The 20,493-nt window shown below is 62.0% G+C and carries 21 protein-coding genes and 1 tRNA gene; 9 read left to right on the top strand and 13 right to left on the bottom strand.

The genetic code is table 11. The features are described from left to right. Positions 1–14: 14 nt before the first annotated feature. On the bottom strand, positions 15–2,015 hold the full coding sequence (locus KP003_RS11155) for a DUF3426 domain-containing protein (RefSeq protein WP_216788323.1): 2,001 nt from the start codon (positions 2,013–2,015) through the stop codon (positions 15–17). Between the two features lie 156 nt (positions 2,016–2,171). On the opposite strand from KP003_RS11155, the gene KP003_RS11160 reads away from it, so the two are divergent. The 6 genes from KP003_RS11160 to phoU all read left to right on the top strand — a co-directional run bounded on the left by KP003_RS11160 (position 2,172) and on the right by phoU (position 6,877). Then, entirely contained in the window at positions 2,172–2,870 is a 699-nt protein-coding gene (locus KP003_RS11160) for a DUF1573 domain-containing protein (RefSeq protein WP_216499860.1), read from the top strand. 81 nt (positions 2,871–2,951) lie between these two features. Next, positions 2,952–3,028: transfer RNA gene (locus tag KP003_RS11165), tRNA-Arg, on the top strand. Between the two features lie 434 nt (positions 3,029–3,462). Further along, on the top strand, positions 3,463–4,464 hold the full coding sequence (gene pstC / locus KP003_RS11170; RefSeq protein WP_236027007.1) for a phosphate ABC transporter permease subunit PstC: 1,002 nt from the start codon (positions 3,463–3,465) through the stop codon (positions 4,462–4,464). Beyond that, the gene (pstA, locus tag KP003_RS11175; protein ID WP_216499862.1) at positions 4,461–5,303 is read left to right on the top strand and encodes a phosphate ABC transporter permease PstA; all 843 of its coding nucleotides are present in this window, start codon (positions 4,461–4,463) and stop codon (positions 5,301–5,303) included. Before pstC ends, pstA begins: the two co-directional genes overlap by 4 nt. Positions 5,304–5,400: 97 nt before the next feature. Further along, positions 5,401–6,159: a phosphate ABC transporter ATP-binding protein PstB gene (gene pstB / locus KP003_RS11180; protein ID WP_216499863.1), complete on the top strand. Its 759-nt coding sequence runs from the start codon at positions 5,401–5,403 to the stop codon at positions 6,157–6,159. Between the two features lie 46 nt (positions 6,160–6,205). Next, entirely contained in the window at positions 6,206–6,877 is a 672-nt protein-coding gene (gene phoU, locus KP003_RS11185) for a phosphate signaling complex protein PhoU (RefSeq protein ID WP_216499864.1), read from the top strand. A 191-nt stretch (positions 6,878–7,068) separates the two neighbouring features. Here the strand turns inward: phoU and KP003_RS11190 are convergent, their stop codons facing one another. The 6 genes from KP003_RS11190 to KP003_RS11215 all read right to left on the bottom strand — a co-directional run bounded on the left by KP003_RS11190 (position 7,069) and on the right by KP003_RS11215 (position 14,194). Then, entirely contained in the window at positions 7,069–8,139 is a 1,071-nt protein-coding gene (locus KP003_RS11190) for a sulfate/molybdate ABC transporter ATP-binding protein (RefSeq protein WP_217299607.1), read from the bottom strand. Positions 8,140–8,143: 4 nt separating this feature from the next. Next, positions 8,144–9,019 carry a sulfate ABC transporter permease subunit CysW gene (gene cysW, locus KP003_RS11195; RefSeq protein ID WP_216788325.1) on the bottom strand — a complete coding sequence of 292 codons (876 nt, stop codon included), beginning with the start codon at positions 9,017–9,019 and terminating at the stop codon, positions 8,144–8,146. Positions 9,020–9,048: 29 nt separating this feature from the next. Then, positions 9,049–9,879, bottom strand: a complete 831-nt coding sequence (gene cysT, locus KP003_RS11200) for a sulfate ABC transporter permease subunit CysT (RefSeq protein WP_216499867.1) — start codon at positions 9,877–9,879, stop codon at positions 9,049–9,051. A gap of 134 nt (positions 9,880–10,013) precedes the next feature. Further along, positions 10,014–11,006 (bottom strand): sulfate ABC transporter substrate-binding protein, encoded by a 993-nt coding sequence (locus tag KP003_RS11205; RefSeq protein ID WP_216788326.1) that lies wholly within the window; start codon positions 11,004–11,006, stop codon positions 10,014–10,016. A gap of 394 nt (positions 11,007–11,400) precedes the next feature. Continuing rightward, on the bottom strand, positions 11,401–12,429 hold the full coding sequence (gene pstS, locus KP003_RS11210) for a phosphate ABC transporter substrate-binding protein PstS (protein WP_216499869.1): 1,029 nt from the start codon (positions 12,427–12,429) through the stop codon (positions 11,401–11,403). A gap of 145 nt (positions 12,430–12,574) precedes the next feature. Beyond that, positions 12,575–14,194, bottom strand: a complete 1,620-nt coding sequence (locus tag KP003_RS11215; RefSeq protein ID WP_216499870.1) for an NADP-dependent glyceraldehyde-3-phosphate dehydrogenase — start codon at positions 14,192–14,194, stop codon at positions 12,575–12,577. A 226-nt stretch (positions 14,195–14,420) separates the two neighbouring features. Between KP003_RS11215 and KP003_RS11220 the strand changes: the two genes are divergently transcribed. Continuing rightward, complete coding sequence (locus KP003_RS11220; protein WP_216499871.1) at positions 14,421–14,924, top strand: ferritin-like domain-containing protein; 504 nt, start codon at positions 14,421–14,423, stop codon at positions 14,922–14,924. A 93-nt stretch (positions 14,925–15,017) separates the two neighbouring features. Here the strand turns inward: KP003_RS11220 and KP003_RS11225 are convergent, their stop codons facing one another. Both KP003_RS11225 and KP003_RS11230 read right to left on the bottom strand, forming a co-directional pair. After that, positions 15,018–15,344: a type II toxin-antitoxin system HicB family antitoxin gene (locus tag KP003_RS11225; protein WP_216499872.1), complete on the bottom strand. Its 327-nt coding sequence runs from the start codon at positions 15,342–15,344 to the stop codon at positions 15,018–15,020. Then, positions 15,341–15,595 (bottom strand): type II toxin-antitoxin system HicA family toxin, encoded by a 255-nt coding sequence (locus KP003_RS11230; RefSeq protein ID WP_216791960.1) that lies wholly within the window; start codon positions 15,593–15,595, stop codon positions 15,341–15,343. Before KP003_RS11230 ends, KP003_RS11225 begins: the two co-directional genes overlap by 4 nt. 179 nt (positions 15,596–15,774) lie before the next feature. Here KP003_RS11230 and KP003_RS11235 point away from each other — a divergent pair, with 179 nt between their 5' ends. After that, the gene (locus KP003_RS11235) at positions 15,775–16,749 is read left to right on the top strand and encodes a GlxA family transcriptional regulator (protein WP_216788327.1); all 975 of its coding nucleotides are present in this window, start codon (positions 15,775–15,777) and stop codon (positions 16,747–16,749) included. 13 nt (positions 16,750–16,762) lie between these two features. Then, positions 16,763–17,038 (top strand): DUF2917 domain-containing protein, encoded by a 276-nt coding sequence (locus KP003_RS11240; protein WP_216499874.1) that lies wholly within the window; start codon positions 16,763–16,765, stop codon positions 17,036–17,038. A 7-nt stretch (positions 17,039–17,045) separates the two neighbouring features. Here KP003_RS11240 and KP003_RS11245 read toward each other — a convergent pair whose 3' ends face one another. The 4 genes from KP003_RS11245 to KP003_RS11260 form a co-directional block, all read right to left on the bottom strand. Further along, positions 17,046–17,486 (bottom strand): EamA family transporter, encoded by a 441-nt coding sequence (locus KP003_RS11245; RefSeq protein WP_216499875.1) that lies wholly within the window; start codon positions 17,484–17,486, stop codon positions 17,046–17,048. Positions 17,487–17,504: 18 nt separating this feature from the next. After that, on the bottom strand, positions 17,505–19,214 hold the full coding sequence (locus KP003_RS11250) for a hybrid sensor histidine kinase/response regulator (RefSeq protein WP_216788328.1): 1,710 nt from the start codon (positions 19,212–19,214) through the stop codon (positions 17,505–17,507). Positions 19,215–19,393: 179 nt separating this feature from the next. Further along, on the bottom strand, positions 19,394–19,957 hold the full coding sequence (locus KP003_RS11255; RefSeq protein WP_216499877.1) for a manganese efflux pump MntP: 564 nt from the start codon (positions 19,955–19,957) through the stop codon (positions 19,394–19,396). 200 nt (positions 19,958–20,157) lie between these two features. After that, positions 20,158–20,493 carry a DUF2845 domain-containing protein gene (locus tag KP003_RS11260; protein WP_216499878.1) on the bottom strand — a complete coding sequence of 112 codons (336 nt, stop codon included), beginning with the start codon at positions 20,491–20,493 and terminating at the stop codon, positions 20,158–20,160.

Raw genomic sequence — 20,493 nt, forward strand, 5'->3', positions numbered from 1 at the left:
GCTGGTTCTCCTTGCTACTGTCCGGCCGCCACCGTGGAGCCGACCACCTCCACGCCGAAGTCGGCGGCCTCTTTGGGCACGTTGGCTAGGGCCACCACGAAACCGATGGACTGCTCCGGCTTGACGCCGAGGTTGGAGAGCGAGTCGCCGAACTGGTTGTTCATGATGGACTCGATCTTTGCCATGGGAAGCGTGCTCAGCTGTTCAGTCGAGAGGCGGTTGCCGCAGTAGGCGGTCTTTTGCAGCAGCACCTTGCCCGCCTTGTCGAAGATGCTTACCTTCACCTGGATGGAGGCGCGCGCCTTGCGGTAGGAGTTGACTGCCTCGCCGTTCACGACGAACAGTTCGCCGGCCTCCTTGTTCTGGTGGAAGGAAGCCAGGGCATTCTTGATGGTGATGCGCCCCTCCTCGGGGACCTCGATGCCAAACCACTTGGCAACGAAACCGATGCCGTACTGGTCGAGCTTCTTCATCGCCTCCGGACCGCTTTGCAGCAGGTAGAGCCCTGCACCGCTCAGCGCCAGCACCACGACCACGCAGATCCCCACGATGGCGATGGTGATGACGGAGCGCCCCTTGCGCCTGGAAGAGATCGACAGCGGAGGAAGTTCCTCCTCGACCCCTTCCTCGGGGACGGCGCCGGCAAAGGACTTGTCACCGAAGCTGAAGTCCAGTGAAGACTTGGCGGCCGGTTTGGGCTCGGAGGGCTCGGCGGCGGGGGCTGGCGCCTCTTTGGCTTGGGCAGCACTGACTGCAGCGGCAGCACCTACCAGTCCCGCAATGGCAGCAGCTGCCGGGGCAGTCCCCTCGGTCGCAGGCGCGGCCTTGGGCGTTTCGGAAAAGGAGAAGTCGCCGAAGCTGAATTCCTCGTCCTGCGCAGGCGCAGCACCCTCCCCCTTCTCACTCTCGGGGGCGAAAGTGGTCGGCTCAGCCGTCCCCTCCCCGGGCGCCTCGGCCGCCACGGCTTCCTCCTCAAACGAGAAGGATCCCGCCTCCGGACCGGCAGGTTCTTCCGCTGCGGGCGCCGCAGGCTCCTCAAAGGAGAAGTCACCGAAATCAAACGAATCTGCGGCAGCCGCAGGGGCAGGCTCTTCCTTGGGGGGGGCTGCCGTCTCCTCGAAGGAGAAGTCGCCGAATTCAAGCGCTTCGGCGGCAGGAGCAACCTCCTCCTTGGCAGCAGCAGGCGTTTCATCAAAGGAGAGCTCACCAAAATCCGCTGCGGCAGGTGTTTCCGGGGAAGGCTCCTGGACCGGTGCCGGGCTCTCGTCGAAGGAGAACTCGCCGAAATCAAAAGCGTCCGCAGCGGGCTGGGCGGCAGCGGTCTCCTCCTTAGCAGCGGACGAGGGTTCATCGAAAGAGAGTTCGCCGAATTCGAGCACATTTGTTGCTGCCGGAGCGGCCTCAACCTTGCCCGCGGCAGGCTCTTCGAAGGATAACTCGCCAAAGTCGAGGGGGGACTCTGCGGCCGCCGGCGCGGGTTCAGCTTTGGCCGGGGCCGGCGTCTCGTCGAAGGAGAGCTCGCCGAAATCAAGATCCGCAGCTGCCGAGGGCTTCGGGGCCGGGACGACGGGCTCCTCGCTGAACTCGAACTCGTCGAACCCGCCTTCCGCAGCGGCAGGGACTTCTTTGCCGGCCGCCATGCCGGTCTCGACGTTGATATCACCGAAATCCAAATCGTCCGTGCCGGCAGCGGGTTCGGGGCCGGGGCCGGGCTCGGGCTCAAAGCCGAACCCCGCCAGGTCGTCCTGCTTCGGCTGGGCGGCCTCAGCACCGGGTTCGGGAGAAGGGGTTTCCTTGCCAGCCTGCGCGGTGGCCGGTGCCTTTTCGGCCTGCACCGCGGCTGAAGCCCCGAGTCCGGATAGCAGGGCGTCGAAGTCCGACTCTTCAGCCTTCTGCTCGGCACCGGCCACGAAGACGTGTCGGCACTTGGAGCAGCGGACCTTAACGCCGCCCGGCTTCAGCTTGGAATCGTCCAGCCTAAACTTCGTATTGCATTGGTCGCATTGGAGAATCATCGACCCCTCCGGAATGTTTTGGATCTTCCATTAATTTTCTCAACGGTTTCCTATAACAGAAGCAAATTATAGTGTCAATCATTCTGGTCGCTCCGGCACCTTTGTGGTATAAATAGCCGGTGTGCCGCATCCCAGCGATAATTCAAGAGGAACACCATGAGACGCCTACCCTTTGCATACTTTCTGCTCCTGCTCGCCACCCTGAGCCGTGCCGCCACCGCCTCAGCAGCACCGGAACTGCTGGTAGAGCGGGGAAGTTTCAATTTCGGCACCGTTGCCCAGGGAAAGAAAGTCCAGCATACCTTCACCATAAGAAATAACGGCGACGCCCCCTTGCAGATCAAGAAGCTCGACGCCTCCTGCGGCTGCACCGCCGCCAAGCCCTCGGCCTCCGTGGTCTCCCCCGGCAAAAGCGCCGAGATAGAGGTCAGCTTCGACTCCAGCTCATTCTCCGGCAAGGTCGCGAAGACCGTGACCCTGACCAGCAACGCCGGCAAGACCCCGATCTACACCTTCACCATCGAGGGAACGGTGCTCGACCAGCTGCAGGTAACGCCCCGGCAGGTGAGCCTCGGCGTCGTGAGTAGCAGCACCCCCACCCAGGCCAAGATAAGCGTCGCCAACCACAGCAACGCGACCGTGAAGCTGCTGAACGTAAGCGTCACCTCCACCTCGCTGCAGATCAAGCCCACCATCAAGAAGGGAGAGCTTAAGCCCGGGGAGACCGGCACCATCGAGATCTCGGTGCTGGCGAAGCCTGAAGCCAAGATCCTGAGCGGGTACCTGCATATCACCACCAGCCATCCGCAGAAGAAGGAAATCACGGTTCCCGTCTACGCCTCGATCCCGAAGTGAGCATGGGAATGGGTAAGCCGCTTTTTTTAAAGTTTCATCTTGAGTTGGTTTTCAAAATAGTGTAGTAATGAGTTCTTTCCCGGGCGGGTAGCTCAGTTGGATAGAGTACTGGCCTCCGAAGCCAGGGGTCATGGGTTCGAATCCCATCTCGCCCACCAACTTAAATCGGTATGAAAACGAGGAATGCTCCGGACGTGTGTTTGCAAAAGTGCAAGCGCTCCCGGAGCATTTTCATTATCCCTCCATCGCTTCCTCACATGCTGGTTGCCACCCCTTCCTATTCCTGCCACAGGTAGCGTCCCCTTACGGACCAGGCCGCTGCCAGGAGAGCTTCCATCAACCCGATGGCGGCTCCCCCTCGTGCTCGGGGATTGGGCCACATTGTGGCCGCCTCCTTGCCGGCTCCCCCCCGTTGTCCCCCCCGTTTGTCACACTCTGCCAAAATCCTTCATGAACATTTCGACGAACTGTAACGAAGCTGTAACATCGATGGCCCAAGCTGTTGGCGTATGTAAAACGTCCCCCCCGGAGCACCGGCAACCGCCCCTGTCCCGGAGAAGCATATCCCTGGAGGATAGAAGTGGAGTTAGAGATGCGAACTTCCTGCTGCACCAATGAGACGGAAACGGACCGTGCAGCCGCGGCACCCAAAAGCCCCCAGCCTGCTATAGCCAAGAAGCTCGGCGGCGACTCGATCTTTCGTTACCTGACCACCTTTTTCGCTTTCAGCATCCTCGCGATACTGGCGCTCATGCTCTACGAAATGGCCGGCGAGAGCTTGCCCGCCATCAGGGAGTTCGGCTGGAAGTTCGTGAGCTCGAAGGATTGGGACGCGGTGCAGGGAAGCTTCGGAGCGCTACCCTACCTGTACGGGTCGGTGGTCTCCTCGGTCCTGGCCCTCCTGCTCGCCACCCCACTCAGCATCGGCGCCGCGCTCTTTATAACCGAAATCGCCCCAGGGCGCCTCGGGTCCGTAGTGGCACCGCTGGTGGAGCTTCTGGCCGCGATCCCCTCGGTGATCTACGGCCTTTGGGGCGTGCTGGTCATGGCGCCCTGGCTCCAGAGCACGGTCCAGCCTTTCCTCATCGAACACTTCGGCTTCATCCCGCTCTTCGAGGGGGCCCCGTACGGCGTCAGCATGCTGGCGGCGATCTTCATCCTGATGATCATGGTGGTGCCGATCATCACCTCGATCACCCGGGAGGTGCTGCTGGCGGTGCCGCAGAGCCAGAAGGAGGCCGCCATCGCACTGGGCGCCACCCGCTGGGAGACCATCAAGATCGCCATCCTCCCCTACGGCAAGTCCGGCATCCTTGGTGCCGCCATCCTGGGGCTCGGGCGTGCCATCGGCGAGACCATGGCCGTCACCATGGTGATCGGCAACGCACCCAACATCTCGCTGTCGCTGCTCTCCCCCGCCTACACCATGCCGAGCGTGATCGCCAACGAGTTCGCCGAGACCACCTCGAAGCTGCACGCCTCCGCGCTCATGGAAATCGGCCTGATCCTGATGGTGGTCACCCTGATCGTGAACGCGATGGCGAGGCTTTTGATCTGGAGCGTGTCCGGACGAGCCAAGGGAGGTGCGGCATGATGCAGAGCGTTACCTACCGCAAGATGAAAAACCACCTGATGAGCGGGCTCATGCTCGCCTGCACGCTGGCCGTGCTGGTACCGCTGGGTCTCATCTTCTTCCACATCCTGAAGATGGGGGTCAGCTCGCTCTCCCTCGACTTCTTCACCCACGTCCCCGCGCCGACCGGCGAACCCGGAGGGGGCATGGCCAACGGCATGGTCGGCTCGGCTATCATGATCGCGGGAGCTTCCCTGATCGGGCTCCCCGTCGGCATCCTCGGCGCCATCTACCTGTCCGAGTTCGGCGGCTCCAAGGTGTCCACCCTGATCCGGTTCGCCGCCGACGTCCTCTCGGGCACGCCGTCCATCATCACCGGCATGGTGGCCTACACGCTGCTGGTTGTGCCCATGAAGGGCTTCTCCGGCCTGGCCGGATCGGTGGCGCTCGCCATGATCATGATCCCGATCGTCTTACGCACCACCGAGGAGCAGTTGAAGATGGTCCCCGGCTCCCTGCGCGAGGCGTCGCTCGCCCTCGGCGTCCCCTTCTGGCGTACCAGCCTCAAGGTGACCCTGCGCAGCGCGCTCTCCGGCGTCCTAACCGGTGTACTCCTCGCCGTGGCAAGGATCGCCGGCGAGACTGCGCCGCTCCTGTTCACGGCGCTCGGCAACCAGTTCTGGAGCAAGAACGTCATGCAGCCGATGGCGGCGCTCCCCCTGCAGATCTTCAGCTTCGCCATCGCCCCCTACGAAGACTGGCACCGACTCGCCTGGGGCGGGGCCCTGGTGCTGGTGACGGTCATGTTCGCCCTGAGCCTCACCGCACGCTACTTCGGCAGGACCCGGCAGGCGGGATAAAAAACAGGTTGAGGTTGAGGTTAAGGTTAAGGTTGAGGCCGTGGATTGCGAGGAGCCTTCCCAAGCATCGACTTCAGCAAAATTCGAGAGGAAACAGATGAACAACAAGGTACAACTGGAACAGGTCAACATACACTTCGGCAAGACCCATGCGGTGCGCGACATCAGCATGACCTTCCCGGAACACAGCGTCACCGCCATCATCGGGCCGTCGGGCTGCGGCAAGTCGACGCTCTTGCGCTCCATTAACAGGATGCACGACCTGGTCCCGTCGGCGCGGGTCACCGGCAAGATCCTGGTGGACGACGGCGACATCTACGACAGGGGAGTGGACCCGGTAGCCATCCGCCGCCGCGTCGGCATGGTGTTTCAGAAGCCGAACCCGTTCCCGGCCATGTCCATCTACGACAACGTGATCGCCGGCTACAAGCTCAACGGCAGGCTGCCGCGCGAAGAGGCGGACGAGATCGTCGAGAGCTGCCTAAAGCGCGTGGCGCTCTGGGACGAGGTGAAGGACCGGCTTAAGAGCAACGCCATGATGCTCTCCGGCGGGCAGCAGCAGCGCCTTTGCATCGCGCGCACCATCGCCGTCAAGCCGGAAGTGATCCTCATGGACGAGCCCGCCTCCGCCCTCGACCCCATCTCGACCCTGAAGATCGAGGAGCTGATCGAAGAGCTCAAGGAACGCTACACCATCATCATCGTCACCCACAACATGCAGCAGGCCGCCCGCGTCTCCGACTACACAGCTTTCCTGTATATGGGGGACCTGGTCGAATGCGGTGAGACCAAGAAGATCTTCACCACCCCCGAGCAGAAACAGACCGAGGACTACATCACCGGACGTTTCGGCTAGATCCAGAAGACGGAAGTTCATCATCGAAGACAAACCGGAGACAACTATGGAGAGAGAACATTTCAGCAAGCAGTTCGACAACGAACTGAACGAGATACGTGAAAAACTTCTGGAGATGGGTGGCAAGGTCGAATCGATGATCGCCAACGCCATGAAATCCCTGGTGGAGCGGGACACCGAACTGGCGGAGCGGACCATAGCGTTCGACCACGAGATCAACACGCTCGAGATGGTGATCGACGAGAAATGTCTCGAGGTGCTCGCGCGCCGCCAGCCGGCGGCACGGGACCTGCGCTTCATCACCCTGGCCTTGAAGATCGTGACCGACCTGGAGCGGATCGGCGACCAGTGCGCCAACATCTGCAAGCGAGCCCGGGAGCTGAACCAGGAGCCGTCCTTGAAGCCCTACATCGACCTGCCGCGCATGGCAAAGAGCGCGTCCGACATGGTGAAGGAGGCGCTCGACGCCTTCGTGCGGGGGGACGATGCCCTGGCGATCAAGGTCTGCCAGGACGACCAGTGCGTGGACGAGCTGAACGAGCAGATCCAGCGGGAGCTACTGACCTTCATGATGGGGGACCCAAAGACCATCAGCCGCGCCATGAAGATCATCCATGTCTCCAAGTGCCTGGAACGCATCGCCGATCACGCCACCAACATCGCCGAGATGGTCATCTTCATGATCAAGGGGAAGGACATCCGCCACACCATCGCATGACAGTCCTGATACATCTCCGGCAGCGCAAAGGACCGCAACCGCGGTCCTTTTTCTTTGCCCCTCCCCTTCTGCCCCCCCATCAAGCCGGCCGGAACAGGCGGCCGCCCGCACGAGCAGCCACCTGCTCATTGTCACTGTTGCTTTTTCCGGTCAGCAGGAAATGGCGGGCAAGGCGTGAACGCGCACCGTGGCTATATCTGGTAATCCTCCACGAAAACCCGCATCTTGCGCGGCCTCGCATAGACATGATCGCCTACCTTCAGTTTGAGTCGCTCCGCCTCTTCTCGCGGCAGCTCAGCCTCTATGGACCGGTCACCGTCATTAAGCGCCAGGTCGGCGCGCACCATGGCCCCTATGGAGAGCAGGTAACGCACTTCCGCTTTGATGCCCCCCGAACCAGCATTGTCACGCTCTATGGCTATGTCGTGCGAGCGGACGTACCCTACCGCCGGGGCGTCGTGCGCCGACGCGTTCTCTGGTGACGAGACACGAAAACCGGCCATCTGGGCAGTCCCCTCGTGCACCCTGCCATGGAAGAGGTTGACGCTGCCAAGGAAGTCGTAGACGAAAGGGGTGGCCGGGCGGTCATAGACCTCGGAGGGGGTACCCTGCTGCTCGATGCGCCCCCCGTTCATGACCACGATCCGATCGGCGACCTCGAGCGCCTCCTCCTGGTCGTGGGTGACGAAGACGCTGGTGACGTGGATTTCGTCGTGCAGGCGCCGCAGCCAGCGGCGCAACTCCAGCCTCACCTTGGCATCCAGCGCGCCGAACGGCTCGTCGAGCAGGAGCACCTGCGGCTCGACCGCCAGGGCACGGGCCAGCGCCACGCGCTGGCGCTGGCCGCCGGAGAGCTGCGCCGGGTAACGGTCGGCAAGGTTTTCCAACTGAATTAGCTTGAGCAGGTTGTGCACCCTGTCCCTTATCTCCTGTTTGCCGGGGCGGCTCTTCCTGGACTTCACGGTGAGACCGAAAGCGATGTTTTCGAAAACGGTCATGTGCCGGAACAGGGCGTAGTGCTGGAAGACGAACCCCACCTGGCGTTCCTGGACCTGGCGCTTGGTGGCCTCCTCGCCGTCGAAGAGGATCCTGCCGCTGTCCGGGCTCTCCAGTCCCGCGATGATGCGCAAAAGCGAAGTCTTTCCCGAGCCAGACGGCCCGAGCAGGGCCACCAGTTCCCCGGAAGGAACCTTGAGGCTCACGTCCTTCAACGCGGCAAAGGTGCCGAATGATTTGCTTACCGCTTCGATTTCGATGCTCATGGGGTTACCTTTCTGTTTCTGCTGCTGCGATCGTCTGCCGCATCTTCCATTCGGACACCGTCTTCACCGCCAGGGTCACCAGGGCGAGCAGGGCCAGAAGTGAGGCCACCGCGAAGGCGGCGGCGTAGCTGTACTCGTTGTAGAGGATCTCCACCTGGAGCGGGATGGTGTTGGTGGCGCCGCGCACGTGGCCGGAAACGACCGAGACCGCCCCGAACTCCCCCATCGCCCTCGCGTTGCAGAGGATCACGCCGTAGAGGATGCCCCACTTGATGTTGGGGAAGGTGACCCTGAAGAAGGTCTGCAGCCCGTTGGCCCCAAGGGTCAGCGCCGCTTCCTCCTCCTCGCGCCCCTGCGACTCCATGAGCGGGATCAACTCCCGCGCGATGAACGGGAAGGTGACGAATATGGTGGCGAGGATGATCCCCGGGGCCGCGAAGATGATCTTGATGTCGTGCTCCTGCAGCCAGGGTCCGAGCCATCCCTGCAACCCGAAGATCAGCACGTAGATGAGGCCGGAAACGACCGGCGAGACCGAGAACGGAAGGTCTATCAGCGTGATCAGGAAGCTCTTGCCGGGAAAGCTGAACTTGGCGATGGCCCAGGCCGCGACGATGCCGAAGAAGAGGTTCAACGGCACGCAGACCGCGGCGGTGATCAGGGTGAGCCGGATGGCCGAGATGGTATCCGGTTCCTTGAGCGCGGCGAGGTAGGCCTCCCATCCCTTTTCCAGCGCCTGCGCGAACACCGCGGCAAGCGGCAGCACCAGGAACAGCGCCAGGAAGCCAAGGGCTATGGCGATCAGCAGCGAGCGCACCCAGGCAGGCTCCGTGACCGTCCCCCCTTTCCTCTCAATTTTGTGAAGCCCCTCACCAACCATATCCTATCCCTCCCGGCGCCTAGGCCCGTTTATTCCGCGAAACGCCTGCTCCATTTCTGCAGCAGGTTGATGCAGAGGAGCATGACGAAGGAGACCACCAGCATGACCGTGGCGATGGCGGTGGCGCCTGCGTAGTCGTACTGTTCCAGCTTGGTGATAATGAGCAGCGGCGTGATCTCGGAGACCATGGGCATATTGCCGGCAATGAATATAATGGAGCCGTACTCCCCGACCGCGCGCGCAAAGGAAAGAGCGAAGCCGGTCAGGATGGCGGGGAGCATTGTCGGGAGCAGAACCCGGCAAAAGCTCTGCCAGCGGTTGGCACCGAGGCAGGAGGCGGCTTCTTCGATCTCCTGGTCCAATTCCTCCAGCACCGGTTGGACCGTCCGCACCACGAAGGGAAGCCCGATGAAGACCATGGCGACGGCGATTCCGAGGGGGGTGAAGGCGACCTTGACGCCGCGCGGCTCCAGGTAGCGCCCCAGCCAGCCGTTTTGCGAGTAGATGCTGGCAAGCGTGATACCGGCGACTGCCGTGGGCAGGGCGAAGGGGAGGTCCACCAGCGCGTCAACCAGCTTCTTGCCGGGGAAGCGATAACGCACCAGCACCCAGGCCACCAGCACCCCGAAGAACGCGTTGACGAGTGCGGCAGCTAGCGAGGAACCGAAGGTAACGCGATAGGATGCCAGCACCCGCGGCGCGGTGACTGCAGCGACGAAATCAGCCCAGCTGAGGGTGGCCGTCTTGAAGAAAAGGCCGGAGAGCGGGATGAGCACCACAATGCTCAGATAGAAAATGGTGTACCCGAGCGCCGGAGCGAACCCCGGCACTACCTTGTTTTTCCCGCTCACCCCAGCCATGTTCCTTCCTCCTACGACACCCCCGCTTGCCGGGTCCAAATGAAATAATCAGAGACAGTGACCCAAAGCGATACCCATGAACAGCCCCTCGCCCCGGCCTCTTGAAAGGTGATTCCCTTTGAGCAGCTGGACAGCTACTTGGCGCCGTAGATCTGGTCGAAGACGCCGCCGTCGGCGAAGTGGGTCTTCTGCGCCTTGCGCCAGCCACCGAAGGTGTCATCGATGGTTACCAGCTTCACCCGGGGAAACACCTTGGCGTACTTCGCGGCCACCTTCTTGTCACGCGGACGATAGTAGTGCCTGGCGGCGATCTCCTGTCCTTCCTGCGAGTAGAGGTACTTCAGGTATTCCTCGGCCAACTTGCGGGTCCCCTTCTTGTCGACGACCTTGTCGACGACGGCGACCGGCGGCTCTGCCAGGATGCTGACCGACGGAACCACGATCTCGAACTTGTCCTTCCCCAGTTCATTCACGGCAAGGAAGGCCTCGTTCTCCCAGGCAAGCAGCACGTCCCCCTGGCCGCGCTGCACGAAAGTGGTGGTGGCCCCCCGGGCTCCGGAGTCGAGCACAGGTACGTGCTTGAAGAGTTCTCCGACGAACTGTTTCGCCTTCGCCTCGTTGCCCCCCTTCTGCTTCAAGGCGTACGCCCAGGCGGCCAGGTAGTTCCAGCGGGCGCCGCCCGAGGTCTTGGGATTGGGGGTGATCACCGCGACGCCCGGCTTCACCAGGTCGTTCCAGTCGTTGATCTTTTTCGGGTTCCCCTTGCGCACCAGGAAAACGATTGTCGAGGTGTACGGAGCGCTGTTGTTGGGAAGCCTCTTCTGCCAGTCGGCCGGGAGGAGCTTCGCCTTGTCGCTGATCTCGTCGATATCGTAGGCCAACGCCAGGGTGACCACGTCAGCCTCCAGGCCGTCGATCACCGCCCTCGCCTGTTTGCCGGAGCCGCCGTGGGACTGCTTGAAGGTGACGTCCTGCTTCCACTTCTTCGCAAACGCCTTGTTGTAGTCCTGATACAGCTCGCGGGTCGGGTCGTACGAGACGTTGAGGAACTGCTGCGCCGCGAAGGCGGTGAGGGGAAGTGCTGCGATGAACAACAAGATGGTTACGATACTGGCTGTTTTTTTCACGATGCCTCCGTCTGCTTACTCTACAGATTTAGTGGATTATCAAGGCACAAAAAAATGCCGTTGATTCAGATGCAAAACTTGACCGGCTTTGGGCGGAAGTGCGCAACTTCAGGGCGGCTAGGTGGTTTTCGTCTTCACGACTTTCTGCTTGCAAGCCTCGGATCGGGCTGTTCGTGCTGACGTTAAACCGGTGAAACATTTTACGGTATTTCACCGTGTTTAAACCTAAAAACAACACGATTTTTTTAGTAGGGTTTTTATACTCTCGGCTAAAAACTTTGTCAACCATTTTTATAAGCTTTAAAGGGAGCGCGGTGGCGTAAGACAAAAAAAAAGGTGTGCCGGCAAAACGCCGACACACCAGGGTACTCCAGTAACTGCTTGTTGCTGCTGGCTACTTGATGCTCTTGATGGTCTTCTGCACCATCTTCACCACGCTCTCGGGAAGCGGCGCGTAGAGCATGGGGGCGGCCATTTTCTGCCCTTTCGTCATGCTCCAGTTCAGGAATTCGACCAGCTTCTTCCCTTTGGCCGGGTCCTTCTGGTTTTCGTAAACCAGGAGCCAGGTGAAGCCGACCACCGGGTAGGCATCTTTGCCCGGCTGGTTCACCAGGGAGATGCGGTAGTCGGCGGGCATCCCCTTCACTGCTGCCGCCGCTGCAGCAGAGGTGGACTTGATGGAGGGTTCGACGAAGACGCCTGCCTTGTTCTTCAGCGAGGCGTAGGGGAGTTTGTTCTCGAAGGCGTAGGCAAGCTCGACGTAACCGATGGAGTACGGGGTGGTCTTGATCTGGCCGGCGATCCCTTCGTTCCCCTTGCCGCCCAGACCGACCGGCCACTTAACCGAAGCGCCCTTCCCTACCTTCTGCGCCCATTCGGCGTTTACGCCTGCAAGGTAATCGGTGAAGATGCTGGTGGTGCCGCTGCCGTCGGAGCGGTGCACGACGATGATCGGCTTCGCCGGGAGGTTCACCCCTTTGTTGTCATCGGCGATCCTCGGGTCGTTCCACTTGGTGATCTTGCCGAGGTAGATGTTGGCCAGGTCCTCGGAGTTCAGTTTGATGCCGGAGGGAACGCCCGGGAGGTTGTAGGTCACCACCACGGCACCCATGACGGTCGGGATGTGGATCAGCTTCCCCGGAGCACCCTTCAGCTCGGCATCGGAGAGGAACTTGTCGCTGGCACCGAAGTCGACGGTCTGGGCGGTGATCTGCTTGATGCCGCCGCCGCTGCCGATGGACTGGTAGTTGAATTTCACGCTCTTGTCGACCTTGGCGTACTCACTGAACCACTTGGAGTACAACGGGTACGGGAAGGTGGCTCCGGCGCCGTTGATCAGGGTCTCGGCCGACGCCTCGCCTGCTGCGCCGACTGCGGCAACCAGGGCAAGGGCAAGGAATGCTTTCTTTATGGTCTGAATCATCTTCTCCTCCTCTTTGGTTTTGAGGAGACTATAGCGGCGTTATGTTGCAGTCCGGTTACAACCGCAGCAAGAGTTTGTAAAAGTGAACGCCGAATCTGGCAGCAGGGCCGAGTGCGCCGGCGCCAGGATCCGCAAAGCTGATCGATCAGAGAATGTAATCCGTTGAGAGGAAGTGGGACTTTCTCTCCTTCACGATCCCGGTGATGATGTCGCGGTTGGCGTCGGTCTCCCGCGCCGCCACGACGATCCGGATCGAGAATACGCGCAGGGCGTCGGCGACGGACTGGGTCCCCTCGGCGGAGTTCTTGCGGCCGTTGAAGGGGAAGCTGTCGGGGCTTCTCTGGCACTTGCTGTTGATGTTGATGCGGCAGACCTGGTTCACCAGGGCGTCGATCAGTTGGGAGAGCTGCTCCTCGTTCCTGCCGAAGATGCTCGCCTGCTGGCCGTAGTTGGATTGCACCACGTAGTCGATGGTCTCCTTCAGGTCGTCATAGACCACGACCGGGACCACCGGCCCGAACTGCTCCTCGTGGTAGACCCGCATCTGCGGGGTCACCGGGTAGAGCAGGGCCGGGTAGAAGAAGGAGCCGCTCCGCGTGCCGCCACCGGGGTTCACCACCCGGGCGCCGTGCGCCTCGGCGTCGCGCAGAAGCCCCTCCAGGTATTCCGGCTTTTCCGGTTCGGGAAGCGCCGTGATGGCGACACCCTCCTGCCAGGGGACCCCGCACTTGAGCGCCGCGATACCCTGCGCCATCCCCTCCAGGAACCGCTGCGCGGTCTTTCTGTGCACGAAGATGATCTTCAGCGCGGTGCAGCGCTGGCCGTTGAAGCTGAGCGCACCCGAGAGGCACTCCTCGACGGCGAGATCGAGGTCCGCATCGGGGAGGATGATGGCCGGGTTCTTGGCGTCGAGCCCCAGCACGCAGCGCAGCCGGTGCGGGCGGGGATGGCTCGCGCGCAGGGCGTCCGCGACCTTGCTGGTGCCTATGAACCCCAGGACGTCGACGCGGCCGGTGGCCATGAGCGGGGGGAGCACCACCTCGCCGTCGCCGTACACCGTGTTCACCACGCCGGCCGGGAAGCAGTCGCGGAAGGCGGCCAGAAGCGGCTCGAAGAGGAGGACCCCGAAGCGGGGGGGCTTGAGGATGATGGTGTTCCCCATGACCAGCGACGGGATCAGCGTGGTGAAGGTCTCGTACAGGGGGAAGTTGTAGGGCCCCATGCAGAGCACGACCCCCAAGGGCGCGCGGCGGATCTGCCCGATGATCCCCTGCTGGATCACGAAACGGGAGGAGACCCGGTCCAGCTCCTTGAGCGCCTCGACGGTGTCCTTCAGGTAGGCGAGCGCGCGATCGAATTCGGCCTCGGCCTCCTTGAGAGACTTGCCGATCTCCCACATGAGGAGCTTCACCACCTCGCTGCGCTTTTCCTTCACGGCGCGGCTGAAGCAGGTCACGCAATGGATGCGCTCCCCCACCGACATGGTGGGCCAGGCTCCCCGACCGTTGTCGTAGGCGTCAACGGCGACGTCGAGCGCCTCGAGCGAGGCGGCGACGGAAAGGGCAGGCGCCTCCCCTACCCTCTGCGCCTCGGGATGCGCGCCGTTTAGCACCCGCACCGGCGAGAGCACCTCCTGCATGGGGCCTTCCCAGCGGCGCAGTTCGCCGCCGATCAGGTAGTAGTCCTGGCGGATCGGGTTTTCTATGTGGTACGGGGCGGGGATTTCCTGCGGCAGCGGGGACAGACCTGCGATCTTCTTCTTCACTTTGCCTTCCTTACTGACAGACGTAATTGCCGGATTCAGCTCCGGTCTCCGGGTGACGCCAAGCGTCACTCACAGCTATACGCCAACACAAAAGAAGGGTCAACCTGTTTGATGGTTGTCGCGTTCTACAGACCGTACCGATTGCGCAATGACAAAGCGCCAGTATACTCCTTTGGGTCTGAACGTTTTTGACAGTGGCACTACAATCGGAAAAGGAGATCTGGATATGGGATCAAAGGGACGTGAAATAGTCGGCATGAACGTCGATGAACTCCTTACACTGCTGAACCGCGCCTTCTGCGACGAGTGGTTCGCCTACTACCAGTACTGGCTGGGCGCGAAGCTGGTGAAGGGGCCGATGAAGGACGCGGTCGGAGCAGAACTTTTGGTGCACGCAACCGAGGAGCTGGCCCACGCGGACCTGGTGGCGCTGCGCATCATCCAGCTCGGGGGAACCCCGGTCACCAAGCCGGAGGAGTGGTACAAGTTCACCAACTGCGGCTACGATGCGCCGGACGATCCTTTCGTGAAGACCATCCTGGAGCAGAACATCAAGGGGGAGCAGTGCGCCATCGGCGTGTACAAGAAGCTCCTGGACCTGACCCGCGAGAAGGACCCGGTCACCTACAACATGGTGCTCACCATCCTTCAGCAGGAGGTCGAGCACGAGGAGGACCTCCAGGCGCTTTTGGAAGACTACGACCTGCTGATCGGGGCGATGAAGGGGTAGTCCCCTAGTTCATGCACCGGTAAGAAAAAAGCCCCGTCCATGCAGGCGGGGCTTTTATTTTTTCTCAAGCGAAACAGCAGAGGAGCTATACCTTCACGAAACTTTTGAAAAGACTTCGGCGGCCCACTGGTTCAGGCTCATGCCATGGGCCTCTGCCATCATAGCGGCACGGGCGTGAACCTCGGGGGGAAGCCGCAGCATGACTTTCCCTGAATAAGGCTTGTGAGGTGCCCTCTTTAGTTTCTCACAGGTTGCAAGATAGTCGTCCACGGCCTCCTCGAATGCGAGCCGCAGTGCCTTTACAGATTCTGCGTGAAAGCCAATGACGTCCTTGATGCCTGCGATGCGGCCAATGAAACAGGCATCTTCATCGCTGTACTCGATCCTCGCTGCATATCCCCTGTACGTCATAGTGCTCATGGTTTGACTCCTGCATTTTCCAGGAAAGCTCTCGCGTCCCTAACTTGGTACGGCTTCGCCTCCTTTGCCGGGTGAGGCCGGTGAAAAGTGGCAACAACACCATTGAGAAAGAAACGGACCCGGGACCCGCCCCCTTCGATGGTTTGCGCACCTAGCGCTATGAACAATGCCTCGATGCGGCGCCATTCCAGACCCGAAGGGACAGGATGTGTAAAAATAGCTTCTAGGGTTTGGCGATGGCTTTTGTTCATGACGTTAGCATACTTGAGCCAGGCCAGGGGTGCAATCACAAAGTGATATCACTTGTTCCTTTTCCGATACGGTTCAACATGCAAAATGGCAGGATCTGCGGCTTCGTTGTCCTTGAAAGGTGAGCCGGTGTTGTGCAATGATCCCGGCAGGCTAGCGGGAAGCAGGAACGGGAGGTGCCATGAACGGGACAATCATCATAGCGGTCGCCGCTTACGAAGGGGCGGAACTTCTGGACGTCACAGGACCGATCGAAGTCTTCAACATGCTGAACCGCTGCCTGGCCGAATCCGAGCCGCAGCGCCCGGGGTACCGCATCGTCATCCTGGCGGAAAAGGCGGGACCGTTTTGCACCTGCCCGGGAGTGCGCATCGTCGCGGACCACGCATGGGAGGATCTGCCGGAACAGGCGGACACCATACTGGTGCCCGGGAGCCCGGATGACGCGCTGGAGCGGGCCATGAAGGAGCAAAGGTTGCTGTCCTGGCTCGCCGCGCAGGGACCGCACGCACGGCGCCTCGTTTCGGTCTGCACCGGTTCGCTTCTTTTGGCAGAGGGGGGACTCTTGAAGGGAAAACGCGCCACGACGCACTGGCTCGACCTGGACCGGCTGCGCAACTACCCGGGGGTTCATGTGGAAAACGACGCCATCTACACGCGCGACGGGAAGGTGGCTACCTCGGCCGGGGTGACCGCGGGTATGGATCTGGCGCTCGCCCTGGTAGAGGAGGATTTCGGCAGGAAGACGGCACTCGCGGTGGCAAGGCGCCTGGTGATGTTCCTGAAAAGGCCCGGAGGCCAGGCCCAGTTCAGCACACAGCTCAGGGCCCAGATGGTCGAGGGGGGGCAGCTCGCACCGCTGCTCGCCTGGCTCAGGGAAAACCCGTGCGACAAGGCGACTGTGGAGGATCTGGCACAGCGGGCGGCGATGAGCCCGCGCAACTTCGCCCGGGTGTTCCTGCGGGAGACCGGGAAGACACCGGCCAAGTATCTGGACCAGCTCCGGTTGGAGCGCTCGGTCGCGTTGCTGGAAGAGACCACCCTGCCGCTGGAACGGGTGGCCCGGGAAAGCGGCTTCACCTGCGCCGAACAGATGCGGCGCGTCTTCGTCCGGGAGATGGGAGTCACCCCCCTCGCCTACCGGACGCGCTTCTGACGAGGAGGTTCACATGCGATATCTGCTGGCCAAAGGGGAAGTGGTAACGATCAAGGCCGACGACGCCGTCGAGTCGCTCGTTCTGGTCGCCGGAGAGGTATGGCTGACCCGCTCCTCGGACACCCGCGACTACTGCCTCAAGGAGGGACGACGCCTGACGGTGGCCCGGGGCGAGACGCTGATCATCGAGGCCCTTGCCCCCTGCACCCTGGCCATCACCTGCCGGGAACTCCGCGCCGGCTTGCGCATCACCATGGCTTGGCACCGCACCTCCCCCCGCACAGCCTGAGCTCAGCTCACCCCTTGACCGCCGGGGCGACCGGCCAGCTGATGATGAGCACCCCGAGGATGCAGGTCGCGATCCCCACGAGCCGCAGCCAGTGCATCTCCCCCCCCAGGAACCAGTAGGAGAGCAGCAGCACCAGGGCGGACTGGCAGCCGATGATGGCCAGGGCGTACCCCGCGTTGGCGCTCGAGGAGGTGGCCAGGAACATGGCCCAGTTGCCGAGCACGCTGCAGGCTCCCGCCGCAAGGAGCAGGGGCACGGCGGATTTCCAGGCCGGCCACATCCCCCAGTCCCCGGCCGACCACGCTGCGAAGCTGACCGTGAGCACCAGCGAGAGCACCAGCATGGAGAACTGGACCGAAACGCCGCGTTTGACGGCTGCGGTCATGAACAGCACCATGAAAGCGAAGCTCACCAGCGCGGTGAGGGCCTGGGTTACATAGTTCCACATGGCTGACCTCCTTTTGTGCTACGAAGAGCCTCTGCGGTCCAGTACCTGCCGGATGGTCCGCCCCAGGATCCTCATGGTGTAGGGCTTCATAAGGCAGGCCCGGATGCCGTGCTCGGCATCCTTTTCATCGACGGTCTCTTTGAACCCGGTGCAGAGGATGACGGGAACGTCGGGTCGCAAAGCCGTGATCTCCCTCGCCAACTCCCTTCCGGACTGCCCCGGCATGGTGAGGTCGGTGATCACCAGGTCGAAGCCGTACGGTTCGGCCCGGAACAGATCGAGGGCGCCCGCGCTGCTGATGGACGTGACCACGCTGTAACCCAGATTCTCCAGGATCCCCTGCCCCAGGACGGTGAGGGATTCCTCGTCGTCCACGAACAGGATCCGCTCGTTCCCCTGCAGCAGTTGCTCCGGCACTTCCTCCTCGCGCTTGATCTCCAGTGAGACCGCCGGGAGAAAGACCTCGAAGCAGGTGCCCGCCCCCGGCTCGCTGTGCACCGCTATCGCGCCGCCGTGGTTCTTGACGATTCCCTGGACCACGGCGAGACCGAGACCGGTCCCCTCGCCTGCAGGCTTGGTGGTGAAATAGGGATCGAAGATCCGCTCCAGTACCCGGTTTTCCATGCCGCGACCGGTGTCGCGCACGCAAAGATGCAGGTGTTCCACGGGATCGAGGAAGGGAAAAGGGGCGAGCTGGGGAGAGCCGGGCGGTACCACCCGGAGCGACACGGTCATGCGCCCACCGTTGGGGAGCATGGCGTGGGCCGCGTTGGTGCCGAGGTTCATCAGCACCTGGTGCAACTGCGTGGGGTCGGCGAATACCTTGTCCTCATCGGGGGGTACCTCGACCTCCTTGATGATCTCGATGGAGGCGGGGAGCGAGGAGCGGAGCAGGCGGCAGGCGTCGTCGAGGATGGCAACCAGGTGCACCGCCTTTCTTTCCTGCTCACTGTGCCTGCTGAAAGTGAGGATCTGGCGCACCAGGTCCGCCGCCCGCTGCGCCGATGTGAAGACCTGCTCCATCTCCGAGCGTCCCACCCCACCTTCCGGCACCTTGTGCAGCACCATGTCCGTGAAGCCGAGGATGGAGGTGAGGATGTTGTTGAAGTCGTGGGCGATGCCGGCGGCCAGCGTCCCGATCGCCTCCATCTTCTGCGCCTGGCGCAGTTCTTTCTCGGTCCTGCGCAGCTCCGCCGTCCGTTCCTCGACCCGCTTTTCAAGCAGATCGTTCGCCTCCAGGACCGCCCGCGTCGCCACCTCGGCCCGTTCCTTGGCCTCCACCAGCTCCTCGGTCCGTTCGCGTACCAGTTCCTCCAGGTGGTCCCGGTACTTGATCAGCTCGGCCTCGGCCACCTTCTGCTCGGTGATGTCGGTACCGCTCCCTATCCAGCGCACGATGCGACCTTTTTGATCCTTCTGCGGGACCGCCCGGGACAGCACCCAGCGGTATTCCCCGTCGAAGCGCCGGTTACGGTGCAGACAGCTGTAGGGCTCTCCCGTCGCGAGGGAGTGCTGCCACTTTTGCGCGGTGATGGCAACGTCGTCGGGATGGATGATGCTGCGCCACGGTTCCGGGTCGGGCTCCCCGGGAACGAGGCCGTTGAACTCGTACCAGCGCAGGTTGGCGAAGTCCTGGGCGCCGTCGGGCGTGGCGGTCCAGACGATCTGGGGGATCGTATCGATGATGAAGCGATAGAGTTTTTCGGTAGGGTGGAGAGTATCGGTCACTCGGCCCTCTGTTACAGACAAACTCTTACATAGGGATCAGACGAGCGGCTACTGGTGTTGGGAAAATATACAGAGCTTTTAGGACAGTTCAAGCCTCTTTCTTTGTTTATTGATGATGAAGCAGAGGCATTGACTGAAAGATACAGAGGCGCCGGGGTAGGAACCTTGCAATCGCCATCTCACTTCAAAAGAGTGTGCTCCAGGAGAATCTTGAGCCCTATCAGGCAGAGCACCACGCCGCCGCAGACCTCTACCCGCCTGCCCCAGTTATCGCCCAGCCTGCGCCCCAGGAGCATCCCGGCGACGGTCAGCACGCCGGCAACCAGGCCGATGATCACCGAAGGAACCCATACGCTCACCCCGATCATCGCCAGCGACAGCCCGACGGCGAAGGCGTCGATGCTGGTGGCGACCGAAAGCATCACCATGGTGAGCCCCTTGGTCGGGTCCGACGGGGAAGCGTCCTCCTCCTCTTCGAAGGCCTCGACGATCATCCTTCCGCCGACGTAGGCCAGGAGGCCGAAGGCGATCCAGTGGTCATAGGCGGTGATCCATTTCTGGACCGTGAGGCCGAGCAGCCACCCCGCGATGGGCATGAGCGCCTGAAACAGGCCGAAATGGAAACCGAGCCGGAACAGGTGACGGCCGGTGATCGGGTTGAGCACCGCCCCCGTGGCCAGGGCCACCGCGAAGGCGTCCATGGCCAAGGCTAGGGCGATGCCGAAGATGCTGATCCAATCCATTAAGACTCCACTTTCTTTAAACGTTCCTGACCGGATACAACAGTCACGCCTCCGCGCGCGGCAGCGCCGGGGGGAGTTGTGCATCCTCCCTCCCCCTGGGCATAGCAACCGCGTGACGACATAGCCGATGGCAGCGCCCTCCCCCGGCCTGAGCCCTCCCTCACCCGGGGGAGAGGGGATGGGACGAGACCGGGGTGTGGCTAATAGCCGTAATCGAGACTCTGGATGCGGGAGACCCGGCCGTCCTGCAGCTCCAGTTGGTACTGGAACTCGTTGGGGCCGAAGTTGAAGATCCAGTTGTCGACGATGATGTTGGTGATACTCCTGGTCGGGCCGGACTGCTCCTTCTGCACCACCTTCTTGGAACTTTGACTGGTCGTGGCGGGTTGGCCGCACTTGGCGAGCACCTCCCCAGCGGAGTCCCCGACGGACACGATGCCGCCTTTGCAGCGCACGGTCTCGCTGTCGGCAAACGCGGGGGCGGACAGCATCACGACGGCAGACAACGCGGCGGTCAGGTGAAAGGCTGTTTTCAT

Origin of the sequence: Geomonas diazotrophica, assembly GCF_019063885.1 — a bacterium.
GTDB lineage: Bacteria > Desulfobacterota > Desulfuromonadia > Geobacterales > Geobacteraceae > Geomonas > Geomonas diazotrophica.

Coding starts and splice junctions, on each gene's coding strand:
- KP003_RS11255 (WP_216499877.1), bottom strand. CDS start 19,957: ATGGATTGGATCAGCATCTTCGGCATCGCCCTAGCCTTGGCCATGGAC.
- pstS (WP_216499869.1), bottom strand. CDS start 12,429: ATGATTCAGACCATAAAGAAAGCATTCCTTGCCCTTGCCCTGGTTGCC.
- pstC (WP_236027007.1), top strand. CDS start 3,463: ATGCGAACTTCCTGCTGCACCAATGAGACGGAAACGGACCGTGCAGCC.
- cysW (WP_216788325.1), bottom strand. CDS start 9,019: ATGGTTGGTGAGGGGCTTCACAAAATTGAGAGGAAAGGGGGGACGGTC.
- KP003_RS11190 (WP_217299607.1), bottom strand. CDS start 8,139: ATGAGCATCGAAATCGAAGCGGTAAGCAAATCATTCGGCACCTTTGCC.
- KP003_RS11245 (WP_216499875.1), bottom strand. CDS start 17,486: ATGTGGAACTATGTAACCCAGGCCCTCACCGCGCTGGTGAGCTTCGCT.
- KP003_RS11260 (WP_216499878.1), bottom strand. CDS start 20,493: ATGAAAACAGCCTTTCACCTGACCGCCGCGTTGTCTGCCGTCGTGATG.
- KP003_RS11220 (WP_216499871.1), top strand. CDS start 14,421: ATGGGATCAAAGGGACGTGAAATAGTCGGCATGAACGTCGATGAACTC.
- KP003_RS11155 (WP_216788323.1), bottom strand. CDS start 2,015: ATGATTCTCCAATGCGACCAATGCAATACGAAGTTTAGGCTGGACGAT.
- KP003_RS11160 (WP_216499860.1), top strand. CDS start 2,172: ATGAGACGCCTACCCTTTGCATACTTTCTGCTCCTGCTCGCCACCCTG.
- KP003_RS11225 (WP_216499872.1), bottom strand. CDS start 15,344: ATGAGCACTATGACGTACAGGGGATATGCAGCGAGGATCGAGTACAGC.
- KP003_RS11235 (WP_216788327.1), top strand. CDS start 15,775: ATGAACGGGACAATCATCATAGCGGTCGCCGCTTACGAAGGGGCGGAA.
- KP003_RS11240 (WP_216499874.1), top strand. CDS start 16,763: ATGCGATATCTGCTGGCCAAAGGGGAAGTGGTAACGATCAAGGCCGAC.
- pstA (WP_216499862.1), top strand. CDS start 4,461: ATGATGCAGAGCGTTACCTACCGCAAGATGAAAAACCACCTGATGAGC.
- phoU (WP_216499864.1), top strand. CDS start 6,206: ATGGAGAGAGAACATTTCAGCAAGCAGTTCGACAACGAACTGAACGAG.
- KP003_RS11230 (WP_216791960.1), bottom strand. CDS start 15,595: ATGAACAAAAGCCATCGCCAAACCCTAGAAGCTATTTTTACACATCCT.
- cysT (WP_216499867.1), bottom strand. CDS start 9,879: ATGGCTGGGGTGAGCGGGAAAAACAAGGTAGTGCCGGGGTTCGCTCCG.
- pstB (WP_216499863.1), top strand. CDS start 5,401: ATGAACAACAAGGTACAACTGGAACAGGTCAACATACACTTCGGCAAG.